The organism is Spirulina sp. LEGE 11439 (assembly GCF_059821285.1).
Genome location: NZ_JCAMRX010000003.1, coordinates 145,265 through 171,048 on the forward strand (window position 1 = coordinate 145,265; position 25,784 = coordinate 171,048).

At 43.1% G+C, this 25,784-nt stretch carries 20 protein-coding genes and 1 CRISPR repeat array (1 of these 21 cut by a window edge); of the genes, 15 read left to right on the forward strand and 5 right to left on the reverse strand.

Translation table 11 applies throughout. The features are described from left to right. Positions 1-1,897: a CRISPR direct-repeat array (repeat unit 37 nt; unit sequence GTTTCAATCCCTCATAGGGATTAACGTTTATTGAAAC) (it extends 1,202 nt beyond the left edge of the window). 286 nt (positions 1,898-2,183) lie between these two features. After that, the gene (bchD, locus tag AC6RV6_RS03245; RefSeq protein WP_500238877.1) at positions 2,184-4,154 is read right to left on the reverse strand and encodes a magnesium chelatase ATPase subunit D; all 1,971 of its coding nucleotides are present in this window, start codon (positions 4,152-4,154) and stop codon (positions 2,184-2,186) included. A 516-nt stretch (positions 4,155-4,670) separates the two neighbouring features. On the opposite strand from bchD, the gene AC6RV6_RS03250 reads away from it, so the two are divergent. From AC6RV6_RS03250 to AC6RV6_RS03290, 9 genes are all read left to right on the forward strand, one after another. Then, positions 4,671-5,615, forward strand: a complete 945-nt coding sequence (locus AC6RV6_RS03250; RefSeq protein WP_500238878.1) for an XDD3 family exosortase-dependent surface protein — start codon at positions 4,671-4,673, stop codon at positions 5,613-5,615. 439 nt (positions 5,616-6,054) lie between these two features. Further along, on the forward strand, positions 6,055-7,044 hold the full coding sequence (locus tag AC6RV6_RS03255; protein WP_500238879.1) for a PEP-CTERM sorting domain-containing protein: 990 nt from the start codon (positions 6,055-6,057) through the stop codon (positions 7,042-7,044). Positions 7,045-7,291: 247 nt separating this feature from the next. Further along, positions 7,292-8,197, forward strand: coding sequence for a PEP-CTERM sorting domain-containing protein (locus AC6RV6_RS03260; RefSeq protein WP_500238880.1), 906 nt, complete (start codon positions 7,292-7,294; stop codon positions 8,195-8,197). 99 nt (positions 8,198-8,296) lie between these two features. Next, entirely contained in the window at positions 8,297-8,872 is a 576-nt protein-coding gene (locus tag AC6RV6_RS03265) for a TetR/AcrR family transcriptional regulator (protein ID WP_500238881.1), read from the forward strand. A gap of 87 nt (positions 8,873-8,959) precedes the next feature. Next, a complete protein-coding gene (locus AC6RV6_RS03270; protein WP_500238882.1) occupies positions 8,960-9,742 on the forward strand; it encodes an SDR family NAD(P)-dependent oxidoreductase in 783 nt (260 codons plus the stop codon). 177 nt (positions 9,743-9,919) lie between these two features. Further along, on the forward strand, positions 9,920-10,252 hold the full coding sequence (locus tag AC6RV6_RS03275; RefSeq protein WP_500238883.1) for a CU044_2847 family protein: 333 nt from the start codon (positions 9,920-9,922) through the stop codon (positions 10,250-10,252). Positions 10,253-10,268: 16 nt separating this feature from the next. Then, positions 10,269-11,648, forward strand: coding sequence for a trypsin-like peptidase domain-containing protein (locus AC6RV6_RS03280; RefSeq protein WP_500238884.1), 1,380 nt, complete (start codon positions 10,269-10,271; stop codon positions 11,646-11,648). Next, positions 11,633-12,562, forward strand: a complete 930-nt coding sequence (locus AC6RV6_RS03285; RefSeq protein ID WP_500238885.1) for an AAA family ATPase — start codon at positions 11,633-11,635, stop codon at positions 12,560-12,562. The genes AC6RV6_RS03280 and AC6RV6_RS03285 overlap by 16 nt, the downstream gene beginning before the upstream one ends. Before the next feature lie 227 nt (positions 12,563-12,789). Then, entirely contained in the window at positions 12,790-14,181 is a 1,392-nt protein-coding gene (locus tag AC6RV6_RS03290) for a hypothetical protein (protein WP_500238887.1), read from the forward strand. Between the two features lie 17 nt (positions 14,182-14,198). Here the strand turns inward: AC6RV6_RS03290 and AC6RV6_RS03295 are convergent, their stop codons facing one another. Further along, positions 14,199-14,588 (reverse strand): type II toxin-antitoxin system VapC family toxin, encoded by a 390-nt coding sequence (locus AC6RV6_RS03295; RefSeq protein ID WP_500238888.1) that lies wholly within the window; start codon positions 14,586-14,588, stop codon positions 14,199-14,201. A gap of 15 nt (positions 14,589-14,603) precedes the next feature. Beyond that, positions 14,604-14,822 (reverse strand): type II toxin-antitoxin system VapB family antitoxin, encoded by a 219-nt coding sequence (vapB, locus tag AC6RV6_RS03300; protein WP_500238890.1) that lies wholly within the window; start codon positions 14,820-14,822, stop codon positions 14,604-14,606. 67 nt (positions 14,823-14,889) lie between these two features. Here vapB and AC6RV6_RS03305 point away from each other — a divergent pair, with 67 nt between their 5' ends. The 3 genes from AC6RV6_RS03305 to AC6RV6_RS03315 all read left to right on the forward strand — a co-directional run bounded on the left by AC6RV6_RS03305 (position 14,890) and on the right by AC6RV6_RS03315 (position 17,639). Continuing rightward, positions 14,890-16,809, forward strand: coding sequence for a hypothetical protein (locus AC6RV6_RS03305; protein WP_500238891.1), 1,920 nt, complete (start codon positions 14,890-14,892; stop codon positions 16,807-16,809). A 117-nt stretch (positions 16,810-16,926) separates the two neighbouring features. After that, on the forward strand, positions 16,927-17,265 hold the full coding sequence (locus AC6RV6_RS03310; protein WP_500238892.1) for a hypothetical protein: 339 nt from the start codon (positions 16,927-16,929) through the stop codon (positions 17,263-17,265). Between the two features lie 77 nt (positions 17,266-17,342). Then, positions 17,343-17,639, forward strand: coding sequence for a hypothetical protein (locus AC6RV6_RS03315; RefSeq protein ID WP_500238893.1), 297 nt, complete (start codon positions 17,343-17,345; stop codon positions 17,637-17,639). 80 nt (positions 17,640-17,719) lie between these two features. On the opposite strand, the gene xth is transcribed toward AC6RV6_RS03315, so the two are convergent. Next, entirely contained in the window at positions 17,720-18,511 is a 792-nt protein-coding gene (gene xth / locus AC6RV6_RS03320; protein ID WP_500238894.1) for an exodeoxyribonuclease III, read from the reverse strand. A 39-nt stretch (positions 18,512-18,550) separates the two neighbouring features. Beyond that, positions 18,551-19,630 (reverse strand): helix-turn-helix domain-containing protein, encoded by a 1,080-nt coding sequence (locus AC6RV6_RS03325; protein WP_500238895.1) that lies wholly within the window; start codon positions 19,628-19,630, stop codon positions 18,551-18,553. A 350-nt stretch (positions 19,631-19,980) separates the two neighbouring features. On the opposite strand from AC6RV6_RS03325, the gene AC6RV6_RS03330 reads away from it, so the two are divergent. The 3 genes from AC6RV6_RS03330 (at position 19,981) to AC6RV6_RS03340 (ending at position 25,747) form a co-directional block, all read left to right on the forward strand. Then, positions 19,981-21,720 (forward strand): hypothetical protein, encoded by a 1,740-nt coding sequence (locus AC6RV6_RS03330; protein WP_500238896.1) that lies wholly within the window; start codon positions 19,981-19,983, stop codon positions 21,718-21,720. Positions 21,721-22,089: 369 nt separating this feature from the next. Next, entirely contained in the window at positions 22,090-25,551 is a 3,462-nt protein-coding gene (locus tag AC6RV6_RS03335; RefSeq protein WP_500238897.1) for a GAF domain-containing protein, read from the forward strand. Next, complete coding sequence (locus AC6RV6_RS03340; RefSeq protein WP_500238898.1) at positions 25,532-25,747, forward strand: hypothetical protein; 216 nt, start codon at positions 25,532-25,534, stop codon at positions 25,745-25,747. Before AC6RV6_RS03335 ends, AC6RV6_RS03340 begins: the two co-directional genes overlap by 20 nt. The last annotated feature ends 37 nt before the right edge of the window (positions 25,748-25,784 follow it).

The following is a 25,784-nucleotide window of genomic DNA, read 5'->3' on the forward strand; positions in this document are numbered from 1 at the left end:
TCATCTTGTAGAATTTCGCCTTCAACCTCATTCACGTTTCAATCCCTCATAGGGATTAACGTTTATTGAAACGAGGAGTCGAAGAGGGCGTGATAAGAGGGCTGTGTTTCAATCCCTCATAGGGATTAACGTTTATTGAAACAGGGCGGCGATCTCTTTATCGCCATATCTTCCTTGTTTCAATCCCTCATAGGGATTAACGTTTATTGAAACCTCCTCTCACTTCCCCGATGTCGCAATCCACCGAGTTTCAATCCCTCATAGGGATTAACGTTTATTGAAACTACAAGATTTCTAGCAGATTTCTAGCAGATTATTGTTTCAATCCCTCATAGGGATTAACGTTTATTGAAACTTGAAACACTTTCGGTTTCGTTAATAGGGACGATCGTTTTCGTTTCAATCCCTCATAGGGATTAACGTTTATTGAAACTATTGATTCACCTCTCCAAAGTGGCAACAATATAGGTTTCAATCCCTCATAGGGATTAACGTTTATTGAAACTTTAGCCATTTCCCCCGGTTCGTTTATTCATATCGTTTCAATCCCTCATAGGGATTAACGTTTATTGAAACGTAAGAGAGCTAGAGCTGCTCAATCGAGATTTAAGGTTTCAATCCCTCATAGGGATTAACGTTTATTGAAACAGGAAGATTTACTTTACGAGCAAGTTGTATCATTAGTTTCAATCCCTCATAGGGATTAACGTTTATTGAAACTTAATTTCTGACGATTTCGATAAACTTCGTATTCCTCAGTTTCAATCCCTCATAGGGATTAACGTTTATTGAAACTCAATGATTCTTCTAAAGTTTTAGCCAGAATCACGTTTCAATCCCTCATAGGGATTAACGTTTATTGAAACTTGTTTGGGCAATTTAAGCCCAATTGCCCGAGAAAAGTTTCAATCCCTCATAGGGATTAACGTTTATTGAAACTTGTCCATTTCACCGTTAAAAAAGCGATCGCAAGTTTCAATCCCTCATAGGGATTAACGTTTATTGAAACTAGAGGAGATTTGGGATATTAAAAGCAGCCTCGAACTCATGTTTCAATCCCTCATAGGGATTAACGTTTATTGAAACTTGGGAGGCAACAGGCATCGATAGCGGTGCGGCAATCGGGTTTCAATCCCTCATAGGGATTAACGTTTATTGAAACATTTCCTTTTCTTTTTTCGTCAATTTCGTGTAACTGAGTTTCAATCCCTCATAGGGATTAACGTTTATTGAAACTTCACAAGAAGTGTTCCCTTTGTTGGGGAAGCTGCAGTTTCAATCCCTCATAGGGATTAACGTTTATTGAAACTTTTTGCTGTTAGTAAGTGCCGCATACTGTCAAAAAAGTTTCAATCCCTCATAGGGATTAACGTTTATTGAAACTTGAAACAAACCTTCGTTATGGTAAACTCCTTCTCGCAGGTTTCAATCCCTCATAGGGATTAACGTTTATTGAAACCTAAAGATCTCTTTAGCAAAGTTGAGAATTGTCTCGTTTCAATCCCTCATAGGGATTAACGTTTATTGAAACGGTAAACTTTCCCCCCTTCATCAGCCACCGATCGCGTTTCAATCCCTCATAGGGATTAACGTTTATTGAAACTGAAATCCTACTCTTTGAGTCTTTTTATCTAGGACAGGTTTCAATCCCTCATAGGGATTAACGTTTATTGAAACGGGTCAGAAGGAATATTCAAAAATTGGATATTCCAAGTTTCAATCCCTCATAGGGATTAACGTTTATTGAAACCTTGCAAATCATCCAAGCCTTGTGCTAGGATGAAATCGGGTTTCAATCCCTCATAGGGATTAACGTTTATTGAAACTGAAGTATCCCCGCGATTGTCCCCGCGGCCGCGAGTTTCAATCCCTCATAGGGATTAACGTTTATTGAAACTGCCCGGTGTTGAAACCTTTGCTGTATTTAGTTTTCAAGGTTCAGTTCCGTATACCGAGGCTCAATGTAGCATTTCAGCCATCGATCGCGCAAGACCCTCCAGAAAAAATCGCGCTAAACCCTTGCTCAATAAAGCATTCAGCGTTTCCGGATACCCCTTGCCGGGTAAAAATGGAGTCAAACCCTCGCTATATCTACATTTGACCCTACTTGAAAAGGGAATCCCAAAATGAGACCCCCCGGTATCCGGAAAATTCCCTCAAAGACAAACAAATGTATTGCATCTCTACTTTAGCTCGGAAATTGCCCCCTTAGCCATCATTGCGATCGCACTATCCGTCGCCTTGGGTAACTGATAGTATTTTCCCCCAGCATTCTTCGCTAATTCTTTCCCAAACCCTGTGGAAACAAACTTACTTTCCGTATCAATCACTAACAATTTAAAACCAATACTGCGAATGCGCCCGGCAATGTTTAAAAGTTCCCCTTTGATGTCCGGTTTTTCGCCTTCCGGTAGCGTTTCTCCCAGCGATCGCGCCAAAGGAATATTCCCTCGTCCATCGGTAATAGCAACAATCACCACTTGACCGATATCTCCCGACATCTTGGCATTCATCCCCACATGAACCGCTTGAGATAACCCGTGTGCCAACGGCGATCCACCACCACAAGGTAATTTTTCTAAACGTCCTTTCGCTAAAGTAATCGATCGCGTTGGCGGTAACAAAACATCTGCCTTTTCTCCTCGAAAAGGTATCAAACACACTTGATCTCGATTTTCATACGCCTCTGTTAACAGACGCATCACCGCCCCTTTTGCCGACTGCATTCGGTTTAACGCCATCGATCCCGAGGCATCCACCACAAACACGATCAATGCCCCCGCTTTTCGTGCCAACCGCTTCGATCGCAAGTCTCCTCGTTCAACAATTACCTTACGGTTAGGATGGCGCAACCGTCGCAGTTTTTGATAGGGTGCCGCCGCCCGTAAAGTCGCATCGACAGCCACCCGCGTCACCTTTCCTTTCGGTAACATGGGTTTAATATAGCGTCCGCGATCGTCAGAAAAAATCATACTCCTCGCCCCCGTATTTCCCTGTCGTTGAGCCATCTGTGCGAAGTACAAGACACTCGGATCGAGAATTACCCCTTCCGGATCGAAAACAAACTCCTCGGGAATTTGTGGGGGTTCTTGTTGTTCTTCGTCTTCCTTCTCTTCATCTTCTTTTTCTTCCTCGTCTTCCTCTTCCCCTTGATTCTCCTGTTGGGGAGGCGGAGGAGGGGGCGGTGCTTGTTGTTCGTCTTCTGGTGGCGGCATAAACGACGATCGCGGCACGATAACTAATTCTACCGCCCGGCGCAGCTCTTCCGGGGTCACTTCTTCCCGTCCTTCCAAAGCCGCCGCCGCCTTAGCCACTCGCAGGGCAAAGAGTTCCGCCCGATGTCCTTGTACGCCGCCGCGAACGGCTTCTTGCACTAAATATGCAATCTGTTCGTCCGTTAATTCAACCTCTTTTAAATACTCTCTGGCCAATAAAATATTAGTTTTAATATTCTCAATTTCCTCATCGTACTGGGCGATAAATGCTTGAGGAGAACCCGCATAAGCGATCGCCCTTTCTACTGCTTCCACCCGACTATCTAACGCCAAAACCCCATCCGCCGACAAACTAATGGCAATGCGATCGCGCAAATGTTCCCGCAATGCCCCTTCTTCAGGATTATAAGTGGCAATTAAAATCGGTTGACAAGGATGTTCGATACTAATCCCTTCTCGTTCGATACGATTTTTGCCCTCCGTTAAAACCGTCAAAAGTTGGTTGCTAATTTGGTCATCGAGGAGGTTAATTTCATCAATATAGAGAACGCCTCGGTGTGCCTTCGCCAACAGTCCGGGCTGAAAAATAGGCTCTCCTTGCTTCACCGACTCTTCCACATCCACCGACCCTAATAAGCGGTCTTCTGTTACCCCCAAGGGAATTTGTACGAATGGGGCGGAAACGATCGCGGTTTCTCCCGCTTCTTCCTCGGGGGCGGCATTGTAATAAGATCCCTCCACCACTTCGATCGGAGGCAGAAGGGCGTGAATTGCCCGCGCCATAACCGATTTAGCCGTTCCTCGACGACCAGCAATAACCACCCCTCCCAGTCCGGGATCGACGGCGGCTAATAATAACGCCAACTTGATCGCATCTTGCCCGACAACTGCCGTGAGGGGAAAATTTTGGAGTTGAGAAGGAATGGTTAGGGAGGTCATTCAGTGAATCTTGGGAGGTTTAACTCCTAATTTTACCATCCCAATCCTACCCATTTTTTCAAAATACGAAGGGATCGCCAAACTCAAAATAGTATCTCGCAAGGATTTCCCTGTTGCTCATTCTATCGGTGCAGTCCCTTGGCGTATCTTTCTCAAGACTGAAAAAATTGTGGTTTTCCTCCATTTAATGGCTCGCTTTAAAGAATAATAAAAATAATTTTTGCCGAACTCAACTCGAATCACTTACGCATTTTTTTTTATCTTCATAAAGTAAATCTTATTTCTCCGGGAAATTACAGAAAAAACAAGTATTTTTAGCAACAGAATAAAAATAATCAAGCTCCAAAGCCATAAAAACCTAATACGATCGCATGCAAACTTCACACAAACTTTATAGAAGCGAGAAACATTTATACAACTTCTTTAATCTCAATCTTTATTCACAGTGATACCGTGAATGAAAGGGAAAGAAATCGCGTTTATTTTTGCAAAAATTTCAGATAGAGGGAAAGATTCATGTTGAAAAGATTATCTAAAACTATAATCGGTGGCGCGATCGCAATCTTGGGAGTGACTACTGCGATCGCCACCCCTGCAAATGCAGGAACACTTCACACAAAAGCGGGCTTCGATCTTGAATGGAACTATAGTATTGATAGCATCAAAGATGGTTACGATCGTAGAACCTTGAATTATAAAGGCATGGCCTTAACGGAAACCAACGATCGATATATTTTCGCATTAAGTTCCGATCTCGGTTATGACGAGGAAAGTAGTATCTACAATACAACTCACGGAGACTTATTCTTAAACTTTTCCGGAGAAAAGTTCCATACTGCTAATGGTGGCGATAAGCTCTTTGCAGTTAAGTTTGCTCCTAAAAGCGATACGAATTTAGCCTTAGGTTTGTACAAAGATGTTGTGGCTGGAAGGTTGGCAGGTTCTCGTTGGAATAGTTTAAAGGCTTACTATTCTGCCAATAACTTAGCGCTTAATTCCTTCGGTGCGGATCTGTATCACCCCGATGATGTTTACGATTACTTTAACTCCGTCAATATGAATACTTCCACACTTCACAATACGCCACTGTTCAATGGCATTCAGTCTGGAACAAAAATTGGCGATGTATCTATGCTGGATGAAGCTGCTTTAACGAATTTGGGATTAGATTTCGAGTATTTTAGTGCGGCTGATGAGGATATTTTTGGCATTGCGATCGATAAGTCTTTATTTGCAGGACTTTTGCCGAATGGTTTGGCAGACTTGGTTGCTCATGTTGCGATGGAATATGGCGATGGAGTTGCCATTCAAGGGGGAATCAATATCCCGACTGAGGAAGTTCCTTCGGAAGGAGAAACTGTACCAGAACCCTCTACTTTATTGGGTTTGAGCGTTATAGGCTTGGCCTTTTTGAAGTGCAAGGGAAATCACAATTGCGATCGCACTTCCCACGTAAAGTAATGATGCAAAGGTTACTATTAAGTATCTTTAAGTTATATGAAGAACTGCTTGAGGTGGTTCTTCATTATGGTTATTTGTCTGATGACAAAATAGAGATCGTGGGATAGGTCAAAAAAAGAATGATTTTCTACAGAAACAGGGAGTTTTTCTACCAACCCTAAAATTTTGCACAATCTTTACAGAAAATCGTTCGATCTAAATCATATCTTGATGAAACCCAGCAAAATCTAATGTTATTCTTGAGAAGAAGCAATAGATTAGTCATTGAAGGGCTGTCTGGATAAGACTTCCGAGTGCAGGATTAAACGAAGTGTTAGGTTGATGTTTTCCTAATCTTATTGTTTAAAGTTAATTGAGAAGTTCTCAGGTTGCATTTTCAGAACAGTGCTTGTCACTCTCTAAACCAGTACACAATCAACTCAAGGAAAGGCAAAGGGTTATGAAAAATTTTAAAATGGCAACTTTGGTTGGTGGCGCGATCGCGACTCTGGGACTTGCGATCGCGACCCCAGCAAACGCGGGACAAATGCACAACGGTTGGAATTACGGCATTGATGCGTTTAGCGATCAAGGTGCATCCCATGATGGTTCTGGGGGTGAAAAATACAATATTCGAGGTTTTGCCATTAAGGAAACGGAGGATAAGATTTTCATTGGTTTAACGGGAGGAACAGATTTGGATGGTCATTATAATTCTTCAGCCGGTGGCAGCAAAGTAGGCTGGGGGGATATGTTCTTTAACTTCAGCACTGAAGCTGATGGAAGTGCCACCGATTTTACCGACCTGATCGATTATGATAATCCAGGAGCCGATCACGTTTATGATGTCAAAGACGAATATAAGGAGAGCCTCTTAGCCATTAAGTTTGCCCCCAACGACCAAGGTGGTGAATATGGTCTTTATTCTGTAGACTCCCTCAAAAGCATTACTACAGATAATTTGGGTTACAGAGACATGAATCACTACAATAACTATTTGAACAAAGGAGATGCTCAAGGTAAGGCAATGGGAACGGATCTGGGTTCTAAAGCAGAGGTAACGGACTACTTTGGCACGGATAAGCGCATTCTTAATGTTGTTGAAGAAGGAACGAAAGTCGCGAGTATTACTCAATTAACTGAAGCCGAACTTGCGGCTCAAGGATTAGAGTTCGATCCGTTCCTCGCAACTGATACTTATACGGGAAACAAAGATTACACCTTTGGTTTTTCCTTAGACAAATCTGCTTTAGAAGGAATTCTCCCGGGAGGAATTAGCGATTTTATGGCTCATGTCTTCCTCGAGTGCGCGAATGATGGTGTTGCTTTAGCCGGTACTTTCGATATGCCAGATGATAATGATGAAGTCGTCCCCGAGCCTTCAGCGTTATTGGGTTTGAGTGCTGTTGGATTGGCTTTCTTGGCTCGCAAGCGCCGTCAGTCGGCTTAGTTTTTTCCTTAGCGATTCAATTCAGTGCGATCGCACAGTCTGAAATGAACGGTCAATACAGTGAAGGGCTAAAAATTAGCCCTTCCTTTTTTTTGCGAATAATCTTTACAAAAATAAAATTCTCTTTACCATAAATTACGCTAAAAATCAACTGCCGAATGTTAGGATTAAATTAGATCGAAGGATGTGAGGAACAAATTGCTTGAGATCCGGCCTCTTGAAATTCGCGGCCGAGGAGGAGGGAAAAATGATGAAGATCGTGCAAGTCATCAAACCGATCGCGATCGCTCTTATAGCAGTGGGGATAACCTGCGCGATCGCCACTCCCGCACGGGGAGGACAACTCCACACGCATAATGGATTTACTTGGAACTATGGTATTGATAGTTTCGAGGATGGTTCTGGGGGCAGTGCTTATGAATATAAAGGACTGGCCTTCACCGAAACTTCTGATAAAGTTATCTTTGCGTTGAGTGGGGGTTTAGATTATGACGAAGAAAGCAACAGAAAGTTTACTCACGGAGATTTAATTCTTAATTTCCCCGGGGAAGGCATGACTAAGGCATCAAGCCTATTAGGGATTAAATTTGCGCCCAATGACACGGATTTAAACGCGGGCTTATATAAAGATGTCATTGTCGGCGATATTAACGACTTTGCGAATATTAACCACAGTGGCTATTATGGCAGCCTGAAACAATACTATAACGCTGGTTTCGAGCGACCGAACACCTACGGCACCGATTTACCGACGAAGGAGGCTGCTTACGAGTATTTTTATGGGGAGACCGTCGCCCAAAATCCCGCGAACCACAATACACCGTTTTTAAGTGGGATGAAATCGGGAACGAAAATCGCTGATATTGCTATGCTTGATTTTGCCGCCTTAAAAGGCCAGTATGGTTTAGATTTCGAGAATTTTAATGCCGTGGGATCCGATGTCTTTGGCTTTGAAATTGAAAAATCTTCTCTTGAAGGCGTTTTACCGGCAGGAATGAATGACTTTATGGCTCACATTATTTTAGAATGCGGCAATGATGGCGTGGCTGTGAAAGGAGAAGTCGATCTTTCTGTTCCCGAACCGAGTCTGATTTTGGGTTTGGGTGCGATCGCTTTCGGTTTTATTGCCAGCAAGCGCCGTTCGCAATCTTAAGGCTGCTTCCTTGACCTCCAAAAGGGCGATCGCATTTAACCTAAAATAATTTTGCCCATGCTCTTGACATCTACCTACTAGATGGTAGATAATAAGGGTATGGAAAAAAATACCGCTCAAAACATTCTGGATGTCGCGCAAGACATCGTGCGAAACCGAGGTTACAGTGCTTTCAGTTACGCCGACATTGCCGAGAGAGTGGGAATTCGCAAAGCCAGCATTCACTACCACTTTCCCTCGAAAGATGAATTAGTGAGGAAACTGGTGCAACAATACCGAGAAGGCATGGCTCGTAAATGCGATCGCATTGCCCAATCCACCGCAAGTCCCCCTCAGCAATTGAGACAATTTGCCCAGCTCTACCAAGATGGCTTGCAGCAAAATCAAATTTGTCTGTGTGCCATGTTAGCGGCTGACTTTACAGTTTTGCCTCAATCCGTGCAGGATGAAATTCGTATCTTTTTCCAACAAACAGAGACTTGGCTGGCGACCTTGCTTCAGCAGGGCTGTGACGCTAAAATCTGGCAGTGCTCTCCTTCCAGCGAGCAAGAAGCCAAAGGTCTAATTGCCCTGTTACAAGGCGCACAATTGCTGGCGCGATCGGCACAGGATAGTAATGCTGCCTTTGAACAACTGGTTTATCCTTTGCTTGCTGCCAAGTTTTCCTTAAGGTAATTTTTTTACCCGTTCATCTACCTACTAATAGGTAAATGAACAAAGAATTTAATCGATCGCCATTATTAATCAATAGAGAGGTTTATCATGTCCCAAGAATTTGTAGGTCAAAAACTGATTGTTGTCGGCGGAAGTAGCGGGATAGGGAAAGCATCGGCTCAACTTATCCTAGAACGTGGCGGCTCTGCGGTACTGATTGGCAACCGTGCCGAAAAATTAGAGGCTGCCGTTTCCGAACTGAGTCAATACGGTCGAGTTTTTGGAGAACGCGCCAACATTAGCGATCGCCAAGACCGAGAAGCCTTAATTTCTCGCCTCGATCGCAATCATACCGATGCAACTTTATTGGTCAACGCGGCGGGGGTATTCTTACCTAAATCATTTTTAGAACAAACCGAAACCGACTACGATCTCTATATGGAACTCAATAAAGCCACATTTTTCATTACCCAAGCGATCGCTAAAGCAATGGTCAAGCACGGACAAAAGGGAGCGATAGTTAACGTCGGTTCCATGTGGGCTAAGCAAGCAGTGCAAGCGACTCCTTCCTCAGCTTATTCTATGGCTAAAGCGGGTTTGCACTCCTTAACCCAACATTTGGCAATGGAACTGGCCGAGAAAAATATTCGCGTCAATGCCGTATCTCCAGCCGTCGTGGAAACGCCGATTTATGAGGGCTTTATCGCTAAAGACCAAGTACATTCTGCTTTACAGGGCTTTAACAACTTTCATCCCCTCGGTCGCGTCGGGACTCCTGGAGATGTTGCCGAAGCGATCGCCTTTTTACTCTCTGATAAAGCTGCTTGGGTGACCGGTGCAATCTGGGATGTGGACGGGGGAGTTATGGCCGGTCGTAACCAGTATACTTGATGGCCGATAGCCCTTGTTGCTAAAAGATGCGATCGCGATGTCTTGACTTGACTTCAGGAAATAGAAACTGAAGGGCTACTTGAGATAGAGATTGTCTGGAATTCTAGTTTCCTTGTCAAATTGCGATCGAATCTTATATCGTTTTAGAGTTCAACTACTTTTAACGAGAAACACGCAATGGCTAGCAAACTCATTCAACTCGAGGAAGATGATATTTTAGTGGAGGTGGAAATACCGGGAGAACAAACGGAGGAAATTTCGGGAGGGACGAATTTTGTGGATAAAGTACAGTCTACTCTAGAGCGTGCTAAAACACTCATTGTTAAAACCTGTAAACCCGTTGCGAGTGCCATGAAAGAGTTAAATACAGAGATGGAGGTAGAAGGAGTAGAGGTCGAAATTGGTTTGAGTTTTGAAAGCGAGGGCAATCTCTATATTACCAAATCAAAAGCAGGTGCAAATTTAACAGTAAAAATGATTCTGAAACCCAAAAAACCAGCAAATCGTTAAAAGAACAGGCAAAATAATGTTGCTCGATCGCGATCTTCAAGATTCAATTGTTTCAATTGTTAGCACGCAACCCAATAACAAAAAATTTGGCACTGGTTTTGTGATTCATGAAAACAGTGGCACGTCCTATATTCTCACTTGCGCTCATGTGGTGCGAGATGTGGGAGGAGAGGAGTCTGTTGCGATTAATTATAACAAGGAACTTCCCGCAAAAGTTATCGCCTCGGGCGAAAAACAGGATTTAGATTTAGCGGTTTTAAGAGTTGAAGGATTATGGGGAAAATTTGCGTTACCGTTAGAAAACACTGGGCAAAAAGGGCGTTGTTTTGAAACGGCGGGTTTTCAAAAGTTTAGCAATAATCAGATTATTATTCGCTCTCTTGCAGGGGTTTTGGGCGATCGCGTCGGAATCCAACAATTTAAGCGATCGGGGATGGCAACGCAAGCATGGGATTTACAAATTACTGACGATTATTCCCTAGAATCGGGGTATAGTGGTTCTCCGGTGGTGGATGAAATAACAGGGAATGTTTTGGGGGTTGTTAGCCATAGGAAGGGGGATAAAAAAGGGATTGCGATCGCGATCGCAGAATTGGAGCGTATTTGGAAATTTATTGATAGCGAAAAACTCTATGATATTCTTTCTAAATTAGGTTATCAAGAACAGGAAATAAAATTCTTCCAAGTTATAAAAAGACAGTCGATTTCAGCTTTTTTAATTCATGGCTCTATTGACCACGGACAGCGCTGGTTACTCAATCGTTTAGTTGAAAATCATCTTCCTGAAACCATAACGGGAAAAGTGATTAAAATTAATTTGAGTCGGAAAGCAAGAGGCACAAATGTACAAGCATTATGGCGTGAATTAGGCAGGCGCTGTGGTTTGCGAGGAATATCTTTTTCACCAGAGGAAATTGCGGAAAGAGTCTATCGTTGGTGGCAAACTCAAAATGTGTTGTTGATTTTCCATGATGTAGACTATATGAAAACAGATTCTTTACGGCGATTAATTCGAGATTTCTGGATTCCTTTGGCAAAGAAAGCGAGAAAAATGAGTTCGGAAACAAGCGAATATAAATTATTAATGTTTTTGGTCGATTATGACGGAAAAATTGGTAATTTAGATAGCATGTTTTCAGAAAATATAGATCCCGATCGCCCTTATAATCCGATTAAACCTAAAAAAATTAGCCAATTTACCGATGAGACTTTAACTCAATGGATGATGGAAAAAGATAAAGAGTTACCCATTGAATTGACTCACGATTTTGATGAGACTGTGAAAGCTATTTTAAAAAATAGCGATGATGGTATTCCAGAATATGTACTGGTGGAAATTTGCGCTCGTTTCGGGTTTAATTGGTACGAGGAAGTCGAACGATGGTGGAAACTTTGAATCTTCAATACAATTATACAGGAACGGTACAGCCAAAAGCGAAAGAATGGGATACAAATGGACAGTTGATTTATCCCTATCTTCCCAGTCTGGAATTAGTGGAAGCAGTTAATTTAGCGCTTTATTTACAACGTCCGCTTTTGTTAAAGGGAGAACCGGGATGCGGTAAAACAAGGCTGGCAAAGGCGGTGGCTTATGAGTTAAGTTTACCCTATGAGGCATGGAATGTTAAATCGACCAGTCGGGCGCAGGATGGGTTATATGTTTACGATACCGTGGGACGCTTGCGGGATGCTCAATTGGTGGCAGCGAATTTAATTAAATCTGAAGATGTTTCTCGGATCTCCGATCCGAAAACTTATGTCCGTTTGGGACAACTCGGGCGAGCTTTTTACAATGAAGTCAAGACAGTCGTTTTAATTGACGAGATCGATAAAGCTGATATTGATTTTCCTAACGATCTGTTGACGGAGTTGGAACAGGGTGAGTTTAAAATAGAGGAGACAGGGGACACAATTCGCCATCGGGTTTCTCCGTTGGTGATTATTACCAGCAATGATGAAAAAGATTTACCCGATGCGTTTTTGCGGCGTTGCTTGTTTCATTATGTAGAGTTTCCCGATCGCGATCGCTTGGTCGAGATTATTAATGCTCGTTTTCAGGATGTATCGGAGATACTAATTACTCAAGCCGTTTCTCGTTTTTGGGTGTTACGGCAAGAAATGGAGAAGGATCGCAGTGTCGGTAAAAAGGTCAGTACCAGCGAGTTAATTGATTGGGTTCGCGTTTTGGCACGAGAATCCCAAGTTAAATCTGTTGACGACATTTTATCGCAGTTGGAGGGAAAGCTACCTTATCATCAAGTATTGTTGAAAAGTTGGGAGCAACATCGCCGTTATTTACAACGAGATTAAGCGGGATTAAATTGAGTCAGATGACAATATTTATTTAATTGGTGAAATTCCTAAGAAAATGTTCTGAAATCGTTCATTTTTTGCTTGACTTATTGACTTGACAATGATATCCTAACAGAGTGGGAATCTGTGCGCTCCTGTAGACCCTTTTTTGAGTTAAGAAGTAGTTGGCCAAGACAATAAGAAATAAGAGAAGAAAAAACGAACAGAAAACTGAGACGAATTCAGTGGAAGCGTTACCCTTATTAGAATTGTTTACGCGCTTGCAAGAGGCAGGTTTGCCCTTGGGAATTGGGGAATATGAGTTAGTTTTAAAAGCATTACAACGGGGTTTTGGTTTTCCCGATCGCGCTGCATTATTTCGTCTTTGCTGCCTGATTTGGGTTAAATCTGAGGAAGAGAGGGGTATTTTTGCTTATCATTTTGAGCAGGTGATGAATGATGAAGTAGTGACACCACCTGCGATCTTTTTGCAGGTTGAAAAGAAAGGCGATCGCAGAAATTCTCAGCAGGTGAAGAAAAAGCGATCGCTACTTCCTTGGATTTCAGGCGGACTGGCGATCGCAGGGATTATATTATTGTTATTTAATCCTTCTGTACAAAATAGAATTTCGAGATTCTTGGGAAATGTAGAGCCAAGCGAATTAAACGGAAACCCCATTGAAATTCCTCAAGGAGAAATCCCCAATATAGAACAAGACAACCCAAATAATACGGTTCGTCCAGATTGGCTCATTTTAGGACTCATTTCGCTGTCGATTTTAGGAGGAAGTTGGGCGATCGTAGGTTGGATCGTGCAAAAACTCGGCCAAGATAAAGAAACAAATTCTTCGCCTCTGGATTCCTTGATAAAGGTGCAAACTTCAGAAACTTTATCCAAGATACTGACTCAAACAGTAGAGGATGAAATTCAAATTGCTCAAACGATGGAACGCACATTTAATCGCGAGAAAACCAATACTCAAAAGCATTATTTCTTCTCGACGACTTCTTATCCTTTGACGCAACGACAAATGAAACAAAGTTGGCGCTATTTACGCTCTTCGGTGCGAGAAGGTCGTAAAATTGAGTTAGATATTACCGCAACAGCGAATCAAATTGGTTGCGATGGATTCTTATTAGAGCCGGTTTTAATTCCGCGTCGCACGAATCGCGTTGAACTGTTATTATTGGTCGATCGCGAAGGCTCGATGGTTGCATTTGATTCTCTGTGTACTCGACTGGTTGAAACGGCATTACATGCAGGTCGTTTGGGTAAATTGGAGACCTATTATTTCCACAATTGTCCGGTAAAATATCTTTATCGCGACCCCTATCATCAAGATTTTGAAGCGATCGCATCGGTTTTTAAAAACTGTTCTCAATGGACGGTAGCGCTGATCGTCAGTGATGGCGGGGCGGCGAGGGGCGGGTATAATGAAAAACGAGTGCAGCTTACGGCAACTTTTTTACGAGAATTAAAGCAACAGGTGCGTTATCTGGTTTGGTTGAATCCTATGCCTCGCGATCGCTGGTTGGGGACGACAGCCGAGGAAATTGCCCAAATTGTACCGATGTTTGAGTTCGATCGTCTGGGGTTTCAAAGTGCGATCGATGCGTTGCGAGGACGATCGCGGTAACAGCAAGGGAAATTCCTTTATTCCCACAACCGATTTACGGAATAAGCAGCAAACATTGTATCTCGACTGACGACTGTTAGCGATCGATTGATTGCTTGAGTGATAATCATGCGATCGAAAGGATCGCGATGATGAAGGGGCAAACTGAGATAAGACTCTAAATCCGATTGAGTTACCGATAATAGCGTAATGCCAACGCGATCGCTAAACCAGAAAAGTTCCGCAAAAGGACATCCTAAATTTAGTTTGCCAACATTAATTTTTATTGCAATCTCCCAAAGACTGGCAATGCTAATAAAAAGCTCATTTTCTGGATTCTCCAAATGATTTGAAAGTGCGGAACCGAGTTTAGGATCGTCTGTTAAGTACCAGATGAAAATATGAGTATCTAGCAGTAATTGTGTCATGTTGTTAGTATCGGGTTACATATACTCTTTCATCTCTTCCAAGGGCGCGTCAAAATCATCTGCCATCCAGATTTTACCTTTGAGAAGCCCTAAACCTCCTCGTTTTTTTTGTCCGACTGGCAACTTTTCCTTACGGTGGCGACTCAGCAAATATTCTGAATAATGTAGCACTTCTTCTTGCAATGCGATCGGCAGTTGTTCCACATTTGCTAAAATTGAGTCTTTCAGTAGCATTGTCCAGTATCCTCAAAATTCTCTGATTCTATATTAACCTATCTATCTATTTTATTTTTGCAAGCCGATGAAACTCGATACTCATCATAAACCCATCGAGAAACGAATTCAAATCTTTGAGCGGCGTTTTGGCAAAACTCATCTTTTCTTTGCCTATCATGCGGCTTTTCCTTTGGCATTAACTCCCGATTTATTGCAATGTCTGTGGGCAAATTTTCGTTTTGATACCAGAGGAGAAGTATTAGATATTCCTTGGGTTGCGGTGAATGACTTTTTGCTGTCGGGTTTGTGCGAGGAGGTGGGAGAAGAACTGTATGAGATGGATGCAGAAATACGGAATCTATTGTTAGATAGACTACAAGCAGAAGAGAATTTTCAGGAGAAACGAATTCAAGAACTATCTCGTTTTTTGTTGGCTTATGCAGATCCTTTGACGAAAAGTAGCGATCGCGATCGGCGAGATTTTGGTCAAGCACAACGCTGGACGGGTTTAGCCTATTCTCAACCGGAAAAGGCAGCAAGAGAATTGGCTTTAGAATTATCCCAGACTTATCAAGATGAAAAGAATCGAGAAGATATTATTCGTATTGCTGAGATTGTCGAAACTCTCAAAAATCCTCTTTCAGAATGCGAGCAGTTACTAAATTATTCACGAGGAATGGTCGATTTAGTTCGCGGAAATACTAAAACAGCATTGAACTATTTTGGAAAACTGGGTAAAAGCAATAATCTTGTTAAAATTTCTGGAGTTAATTGTTTAATTCCTCGGTATGCAGAGACAGAAGAAATGCAAAAATATATTGAAAAACCGTTGATTTCACTCGATTTTTTGATTTTAATTGCTCTTGTTTTGATTGGAGGATGTGGATTATTGATATACAATCAAATATTTTCAATTCAATCTCAAACTCCTACAGAAAACCTAAAAAAATCACCTAAGACTTCTCTTAAAAGCCCTAGTTTTCCTGATAATTTTGAACTTACAAAAACACCTATTCCTGAGTTACCACAATCTAGTGAAAATAGAGAATTTTCAAATCCTACTATTCCTGATGTTTCTATATTTCCTGATAATTTTGAACTTCCAAATATACCTGTTCCTGAATTACCAAAACCTAATGAAAATAGAGATTCTTTGAATTTCACTCTTCCTGATAGTCTTGAATCTTTACCTCAAAGTCCTGACTTTTATAATAATCTCGAACTTCCAAAAAAATCTATTTCTGAGCTACTACAACCCAATGAGAATAAAGATTCTGTAAGTTCTAATGTCCTTGGTAATTCTGAATCTTCTTCTCAGAATTCTGAATTAACTGATACTAATGAAGAAAATAATGAAACAATTTCATCTCCTAATTCTATTATTGTCTCAGAAACTCCTGTACAAAATCCCAATGAAACAACTCAAGATTCCTTGTCTCCTCCCGACCAAAATTCAACTGAAGTTTCAGGATTATTTATGTTGGGTAGACAAGGAGACTGTCGCTCTGTAAAACGAGAAACTCCTCTTTACAGTGCAAATAGTATTAGAGCTATAACAGGCTTTTTTTTAAACAAAAATGATATAGTTTATCTTTTAGAAAATTCTAGAATAGGACAACGGTTAATTGCAGTTTCCGATATACAAGGTAAATTTTTTGGTTATGTCGAGAAGAGTGAACTTAAATTGTGTCCTCCAATTATTGTTACTCAACCACAAACACTTTTTCCACAAGCATCTCTTCCACAAACATCTCTTCCACAAACATTTTTTCCAAGTACACGCTTTAATACTATACCACTGAATCAATGCGAAATTGTTCGAGAAACAAACCTCTATGAATTTCCTAGTTTTGATTCTAAAAGCAGCGAATTTTTGGAAGTTGGAGTAAATCTTGAAGTCGATTCTCAAAAACAGGCAATAGCAAATAATTTTCAATGGATTTATGTTTCTACTGCTTTCGGAGATTCTGGATGGGTTGTTGCAGATTCAGTAGGATGTAGATGATTTTTCATAGAATAGAAAGGCATCTAAAATAGGAAAATATAATCTTAAAAAGTAACGCGATCGCACTCCCAATCTGATACAATAGAATTACAGTACAGTAACACAGGAAAAAGACAAATGACCGTACAACGTTGGACAGATGAAATGCTGGACGGGTTAGCATCAAGAGTAAACGAGCTAACTTCGAGCGTTAGTGAAGTCAAAGATAGTATCAGTGAAGTCAAAGATAGCATTGATGGCTTGAGAGTAACCGCACAAGCCTTGTTACAAGTCGCGGCTCAAAGTCAACGAGATATGGAACTAATGAAAGAAGAAATGAAGTTAACCAAAGAAGAAATGGAGTTAGTGAAAAAAGAAATAGAATTAGGAAAACAACGTCAAGCCGAAAGTGACGAACGATTTAATGTTTTACTCGAAGAAATTCGCTACTTGATTCGACGAAATGAAGGAGAATAAAGGGTAAGAAAGGAAGGCGATCGCACTCACGATCTGATACAATAGAATTACAGAACAGCAGCAAAGGAAAAAGACAAATGACCGTACAACGTTGGACAGATGAAATGCTGGACGGGTTAGCATCAAGAGTAGATGAGCTAACTTCGAGCGTTAGTGAAGTCAAAGATAGTATTGATGGTTTGAGAGTAACCGCACAAGCCTTATTACAAGTCGCGGCTCAAAGTCAACGAGATATGGAATCTGTGAAAGAAGAAATAGAATTAGCGAAAAAAGAAATAGAACTCGGTAAACAACGTCAAGCCGAAAGCGACAAACGATTTAATATTTTACTCGAAGAAATTCGTTACTTGATTCGACGAAATGACGGAGAATAAAGGGTAAGAAAGGAAGGCGATCGCACTTCCAAAATCCAACCCAAACAACAAGCGATCGCACCGAACAACCCGCTCCTAATTCAAGCAATTTCCACAATAACAGGGGCATGATCGCTCGGTTTCTCTAACTTCCGAGGTTCGATATCAATAACGCAACTCTTCGCGCGATCGCATAACCCAGAAGTGAGATAATGATGGTCAATACGCCAACCGCGATTATTAGCAAAACCGCCGCGACGATAATCCCACCAGCTATAATGCCCCGTATCTTCTGTGAATTGGCGGAAGACATCCGTTAAACCCACACTTAAAACATCCTGTAAAGCTTGACGTTCGGCAGGAGAAGCCATAATATGCTTGTTTTTCCCCTTGGGCTTATAAATATCCCGGTCTTCTAACGCAACATTAAAATCGCCGCAAACACAAAGTTCGCGATCGCCTTTATCCCTCAAGATTTGCAAATATTCTCGTAATACTTGCAACCAACGCAACTTATAATCATATTTCTCGCTCCCCACCGCCGACCCATTAGGAACATAAAGATTAACAATTCTGACATCCTCAAAAACTCCAGAAATGACCCGCTTTTGTTCGTCAAACTCTCCGGTAATTTCTGCGCCGACAACTTCAGCAAAACCTATTTTTACGTCTTCTAAAGGCATTTTACTCAACAGAGCAACGCCGTTATAAGCCTTTTGTCCCGAGATGTAGAGATGATAGCCGAGAGACGCAAAAGGTTCTCGGGGAAAATCTGCATCAATAACCTTCGTTTCTTGTAAGCACAGCACATCGATAGAATGCGTTTGCAACCAATTTTTCACGATCGCTTGACGAGTGCGAATTGAATTCACATTCCATGTTGCAATTTTCATTTGATTCATATCAGTCTTTTGTCTCGATACCATCAATCTTTATAGCATACAGCGATCTGCTAGCCATTTTTGGCTTTTGACTTCGATATTATATTTATCAGGGTTTGAGTTAACTTTTGCCGTGTTTTGCAACGTCTCTGAAGGTAATTCCCCAAACATAGTTTTATAATCTTTAGTAAAATGATTGGGATGGTAGAATCCAAATTGACTGGCGAGGATGGCGATCGTGCAGTTTTCGGGTTCACTTGCCTTCAAACATTGTCGCACTGCATTCAATCGTCGTACTTTGAGATAGCGCATGGGACTCAAGCCAAATAAGTCTTGAAAACCATAAGATAATGCAGAACTGCTCGACTCTAAATCTTCAGCAAGCTGTTTTAAAGTTAGAGGTTTGTCTAAGTAGGCTAACATTTTTTGTTCTGCTCGGACAATTAATTGAGATCGTCGAGAAGATTTGAGAAAAGCCTTGGAATTCCGCTTAATCGGAATTTGACTAATTAACAAAGGCAGGAAATCATCGGCAACGAGTTTTTCAATATGAGGTTGATGTAACCAAATCGGTTTGTATACTGCTAACCAAATCAGTTGTTGCAAGTAATCTTTAATTTCTTGCATCCCCGTTGGGAGCAAATTCACATGATTTTTACTCCGGAAGCGATCGTTTAGATCGTAGCGTTGTAGTCGATTGGCATAAGTATCAAAAGTTGTAACGGGTATGATAATGTGTGTCAGCGTTACACCTTGAGGAAATATTTCGTCTGCTTCCCGATTATTGAAACCAAAAATAGTCCTTTGAGGCTCGACAGCGTGACGAAAAGAGTAATATTCTTTTTCCTTCTCAGACCAAAGTATCGCAAAAGATATGTATTCTTTTTGTCCCTCACCTGAAAATTGAACGCCTTGGTTCGCTTGATTGTATACAAAATATAAGTCACCTACCTGAATTGATAAAAACTCAGCTTGAAGAGCACCGGGACTGAGTTGTATTATTTCCTTCCCTTGATACTCAAAAAACTCTTTGAAACCATCCAAATCTGTAAAGAATTTAGAGACAATCTTGCGATCGTTCGTCCCGAGATTATCTCGAGCGAGGGCAATTTTACGATTGTTGACATCCATCAACCAACTCCTTTTTGCAGAATTTTGTCATTTCAGTTATCAGTTATCAACAGGTCGATTGAATATGCTGAATCGAATTCAGCATCCCTGCTCCCTCCGGGAACGCTTCGCGAACGACCTCAGTTCCTCCGATTAAAGCGGGAGGCTTGAGATCTTATTATTTTGGTCAAAAAAATAATATGTCTTATTATAAGTAGTGTTTATTGCTTTTGAAAATTGGTTATTTAATTTATATGACTTAAAAAGTTGGAATTTTTGTCTATTTCCAGAAATAGCCTACCACTAAACTGACCTTGCAATCTCTGGGCAACAACCCGAGTTTTGTTTAATCTTTTTGTGAGGTTTTCTTAATGTTTTTTAACGGTTTTTTGAACCGCATGGGGAGAGCGATCGCAGTGTTTGCGATGCTGGTCTCTCTTTTGTTGGGAGATATCCTGTTATTTCCGAGTATGGCCTTGGCTAAACCCAGTTTTCTCCCTCAGTTAGGTGCTGTTAATAGTATCTTGCCTGAATTGAAGGATGCGATCGATCCCTTCGATCGCGATGGCGATCCGGCCAATAGCGGTCGAGAGTTTCGCTCGGACATCGATCTCGAAAACTGTTTCTGGAAAACAACCGTTGGTGCCGACCCCTATCACAACGCCTTCTATCCCGATCAACAATCTGCCTATCCCGTCGCTTTATTTTCTCTCCCCGAGGGCAGTCACGTTGAGATAAAAGGTGAATTTCCGCATGCTCGATCGATGACCTTTAGCGGCTACTTTTACGATCCAAACTCAGCCACCTTGGTTGGCGGCGATCATCAGATCGTCGATTATCAGATCGAACCCGACGAAGGATCGACGAACCCCTTGCAAAACGGGGGCGATCGCACAGCCGAGAATCGTTCCTATACTCTGAAATGGATTCCCGAGAACCTGCCTACGTTCAAACAACAGTTTGCTAAGGCCTTCCCCGAGTGGGCAGAAAAGTTACAAAAGATCCCCGATAATGCTCCAGACTTCGCAGTAGATTTTGCTGAGTCCTTCCCTAACCTGACAGCAAAATTGAAAAAGATTCCCGAGAATCTGACTGAATTTGAAGAAGCATTCGCCGAGGCCTTCCCCAAGCAAGCAGAAAAATTGCAGCTCGAACCTAATACCTTATACCTTGGGGAAGAAGAGTTCCCCGATATCGGGTATATCGTAGTGATGCGAATCTTTGTCGCTGATAAGGGAACAAATCTGCTGGGCGGTACGGAATTACCCGAGGCGAAAATTGTCCTGAAAGACGGTAGTATCATCGAGGGCGATGCACTCTGCGGAGATGAATACTCTAAGTTCAAAGGCGATATGAGTCGCGTTTATCCCACGCCAGCATTCGATGCTGAGGCTTATCGGAAGGAGCGCGATCGCACGGAGTGGTACAACCAAGATCGACCCAATACTTGGCCTGCTCAGAATCCGCCCTACATCATCCGCGAGTGGACTGCGAAGTATAATTTCTGTGCCAACTTCGAGCAAGGTCCCGATAATGCAGAGAAGTGTCTTCCTCCAGTAGATCCCAATGTGGGTTCCGGCGGATTTATCAATTCGACAACGGTTTATCTGGTGACGTGGATGGATCGCGATTTTGGCGAAGTCTTGGTCTTGCGAGGCAAAAAACCCAAGACACCCACGACCTATTTTGGCGATGAAACCTTGGACGAGTCGGATGCGGACGTTCGCTATTTCTCTTGGGCAACAGATGAGCCTTTATCTCGGGCGCGAGTGATTGATAGCGTCTTTGATGAAGAGATCCCCGTCGATGAAAACGGTTATTACACCATCGTCGTCAGTCGGCCATCCTACCGTCCCAAGAAAGCCCGTTATGAATGCGGTTACGCTTGGTTAGAGTTTCCCGCCGCCGGTGATGGGTTTGGCGATATGTGGCTGGGAGAGATTCGAAATCGTTGGCAATTGCCTCTTAATGACTTTGAATACGCACCTCACAAAACCACGGAGCCGGGTCAAGAAGCAGAAGTGATGGGCGAATACTTCCCGACAGGTCAGTATATGAGTCCCGAGGAGTTTGACCAGAACTTCCAGTGTAAGCTGCGGCCTGCTTCGTAGCGCGAAGTAAGGTGCGTTAGTGGAACGTAACGCACCTTACTAGACTACCTCATGCTATTTTTAATTCTTTTTGATAAATAGGTTCTAAAACTTCTTCGATCCATTCTTTACTTGTTTTTTTTATAACAATGTTCTGGCTTTAGAGGAGGAAACAATGCGATCGTCAATCTCATAGTGGATAGTTTCAGCTAATCGCTAATCTCGTAAGGTGCTTTATTAACGCACCTTACTGGCTTCAATATCGATCCATTTTTCCCAAAGCGATCGCTTTAGCGCTTTATATTGCCAAGGAATTGAAAAAAACTCTATCTTCAGAGTAAAAAGGAAAGAGGGATAAAGGCTTGTTTTTTCCCCTTTCCCTCTTTTCCCATGCCCTCGAACCTATTTCAGAAAGCAAAACAAGGGAATCCTAAAGCGATCGCGCTCCTTCTCAACGAGAAACTCAATCCCAAAGGAATGGATAGCCGCATCGATCGCCGCGATCGCACCTTGCGAATTTTCCTCGAGGGCGCTCAACTCTACAAGCCCGACAAGTTGTTTAGCTGGCTTCGCAAACAGATGGTCGCCCTCAAACCGGGCGGGATCGAGCGCGTCACCATTCGCGGTCTGGCCACGGGACAACATAAAATTTTATGGACTCAGGGCTTTCAATTCGATCGCATCGCCACCGCTTCCCCCACTCGCCAACCCAGCCTTCCCGTTAGTAAAATTTTAGTCGCCTCCGCCCGTCCCCACACCACCAAACCCGCCGAATTAGACCGAGAAACCAACCGAGTTAAACAAGCGGTGCAGAAAACTCCCCGAGGCAAAGAAATTGCCGTCGAGAAACTCCCTGCCATCTTTTACGAAGATTTAACCCTCGCGATCGCGCAACAGCAACCCCATTTAATTCATTTTTGTGGGGCGGATGACTTAGAAGGATTGATTTTTGCCAGTGAAACCCAAGATGCCCGCCTGCTCGATCCCGGGCAACTGACTCAACTGTTCGAGCAATTCGGGCGATCGGTCAAATGCGCCATCCTCGATCGCTGTCTCTCCGTCTTGCAAGCCGATGCGATTTCCGATTGCATTCAAGCCACCATCGTTATTGATGCCGATATCGGCCTCGAGGCCGCACATTTATTTACGACGGAGTTTTATCGCTGGATCGGCTATGGCGAAGGCATTAACGAAGCCTTTGAAATGGGCTGTTTAGCCTTGCAAGCAGAACGGGTTAAACACGCCAATAAAATGCCGCAGCCCCTCATTCCTCAGTTAATCGTCAAAAATAGAGCCGCCCCAGAAGTCGAGTCCTTACCTTCGGGAGAATCTTCCCCCCTCGCAGCAGCGATCGCCCATCTCGAACAGGAAATCTCTCGGGATGTGATCAAACTCCGCAAACAACGCCAAAGCATTATTCAATCCAGCAATATCGAGGAGAATATTCAATGGCTTGAAGAACTGCGGCGGGTCTATTCCCTCGCCCTTGGTTCCATTGCCAGTAATATCGGGGTTTGGTTGGAAGCCGAACGCACGACCATCTACTTTGTCAATGAAGATCGCGATCGCCTTTGGTCAATTTTTGCCCAAACCAACAACCAACAACCAATCACCAATCACCAACAACAAACTTTTGAAATTTCCGTACCGATGGGGGCAGGGGTTTCGGGACGGGTCGCAGATACCGGGCGATCGCTTCGCATTCCCTATCCGGCGGCAGAACACGAACATTCCCGAGAACTCAAAAAACAAGAGCGCCGGACGGGATTTAAAACCCATACCATGCTCACGATTCCCTTGAAAAATGAAGATAATCAGGTTTTTGCTGTTATTCAATTTATTAATAAAATTCGTAAAAGCGATCGCACGCCTCCCCTCAATTCCCGAGAAGCCGATGCCGAAAAATACAGCCGCCTCGGTTTTACTCAAGAAGATGAAAATAAATTTTTACAACTGGTTTCGACTTCCACTATCCTGAGAATGCTAGAAAGCATTCAAACCTACTACAACCTGACCCAACACCTCAAAGGGAGCGTTAAATCTACCAAAGCCGCCCGCGCCATCTCTCAAAGCAGCAATGAGTTTAGCGAAGCCTTGCAACAGGTGATGAATGCCGCCAAAGACTTATTAGATGCCGATCGCTCGACGTTGTGGATTTTGGATTTTAGCCAGCAAAAACTCTGGACGGAAATTCCCACAGAGGATGGCAACGTCAGAGAGACCTATCTCCAAGTCGGGCAGGGATTTGCGGGACAGGTCGCCAAACAAGCACAAAAGGGGAATTACCGACCCTTGAATATCCCCTTTGATGTTTACGAACAAGTCGGTTCCGCCACCGCCAAACAATTCGATCTCGAAAATGACTATCGTACCTGTAGTTTGCTCTGTATGCCCGTATTGGGCTATGACGAATCTTCCCCCCAACGCAAAAAGCTGATCGGGGTCACTCAACTGGTGAATAAGACGCGGGAGGGGTTTGTCAGACCCACCCGAGGCTATCTCGATGAGGCTCCCGCATGTTTTGAGATTAGTTTTGGCAAAGATGACGAGCGCCGCATGGAAGCTTTTAACGCGCAAGCGGCAATGGTTTTGCAAAATGCCAGACAGTTTTCCGAACTGGAGAACTATGAAATTCTCTATTCCAGTCTCAAAAATATGTCGGAAGTGGCACGTATTTCCTTGGGGGCAAAAACAGCGCGGGTTTATTTATTTGACACGACAGTGAATAAACTCTGGACGATTTTACCCGAACGCAAAGAACAATCGACGAGTTTTCGCCGCATTGAATATTCTCTTGAGGACGATAATGCGATCGCCCTCGTCGCACGCTGGCAAAAAAGCAAATACGTTCACATTCCCAGTACGATCCCCAATGCCGAATACGATCGCTCTTCTGTCTTCTTTCCCGTCAGCGATCGCCGAGGTAAATTGGTCGCCGTGATCGAAGCCTCTCGCAAACTCCTGCGATCGTACAATTCCCAGTTTTCCCAACCCATCACCGATAGCCAACAACCCAGCACCGATAACCAACCGCACAACGCAGATTATCGAGGATTCGTCCATGCGGATATCGACAACTTTTATCGCACCTCCGACTCATTTTTTCATTTTTTCCAAGGTTGCCTTTCCTTCTGCCAAATGTTTCAGGTACAGCAGAATGCCTCTGCGTTAATGAAGGCACAGCATTGGGTTCTCAACGCCAGTCGAGAAAATAGCGCCGAAGAAGTCATGAAGGCCGCTCGAGAACTCGTCAACGCCGATCGCTGTACCCTCTGGCGTTTCGATCGCGATGATGAAACCCTCGTTAGCGAGGGCTACGTGGGCAACGAAGGCTTGCAACTGATTAAAATCCCTCCCCTCCCCATTGGTGCCGGTTATGCGGGTTTAGCCGCAGAATACGCCTTAAATCCTCGCAATACTTCGATTTCCCTCAGTCCGGGGACTTCTGCGGGTAATTCTGACTTGAATTCCCAAATTCTTAAAGTGGATTTCGATCTTTACAACGATACGGCACGTTCGGCCATGGCCATGCGATCGGATAAAGAAACCCATTATCGAACCTGTAGTTTGCTCTGTATGCCCATCTTCAATCAAGAAAATGACTTAATGGGAATCTTGCAACTGGTGAATAAAAAGAAACCGGGCTATCCCTCGGAATACCATCATCCCGCCACCCCGACGACTCTCTCTCGCGCCAAAGAAGTTCCCGAAGGATTTCGGACCAGTTTTAGCGATCGCGATGTGCGTCAACTTGAAGAGTTCAATCGGATTGTCGGAACGCTCATTTTTGAAGAGATCATGTTTGACGAAATTCGCAAAAAAGCCGAAGGCGATGGAGGAGAAGGATTTTAAGACAGTCACCAGTCACCAGTCACCAGTCACCAGTTATCAGTCACCAGTTATCAGTCACCAGTTATCAGTCACCAGTCACCAGTTAGAGGGAAGAAGAGTCAAACAAAAATCCGGTTTATCTCATCATTTTGTCTATCCAGATCCGAAATGGCCACCTCGATCCCCAAAATCTGCACGCGGAAATGTACCCTATTAGAATCATCAAAGAGACTAGGAGATGAGGAGAATCCACA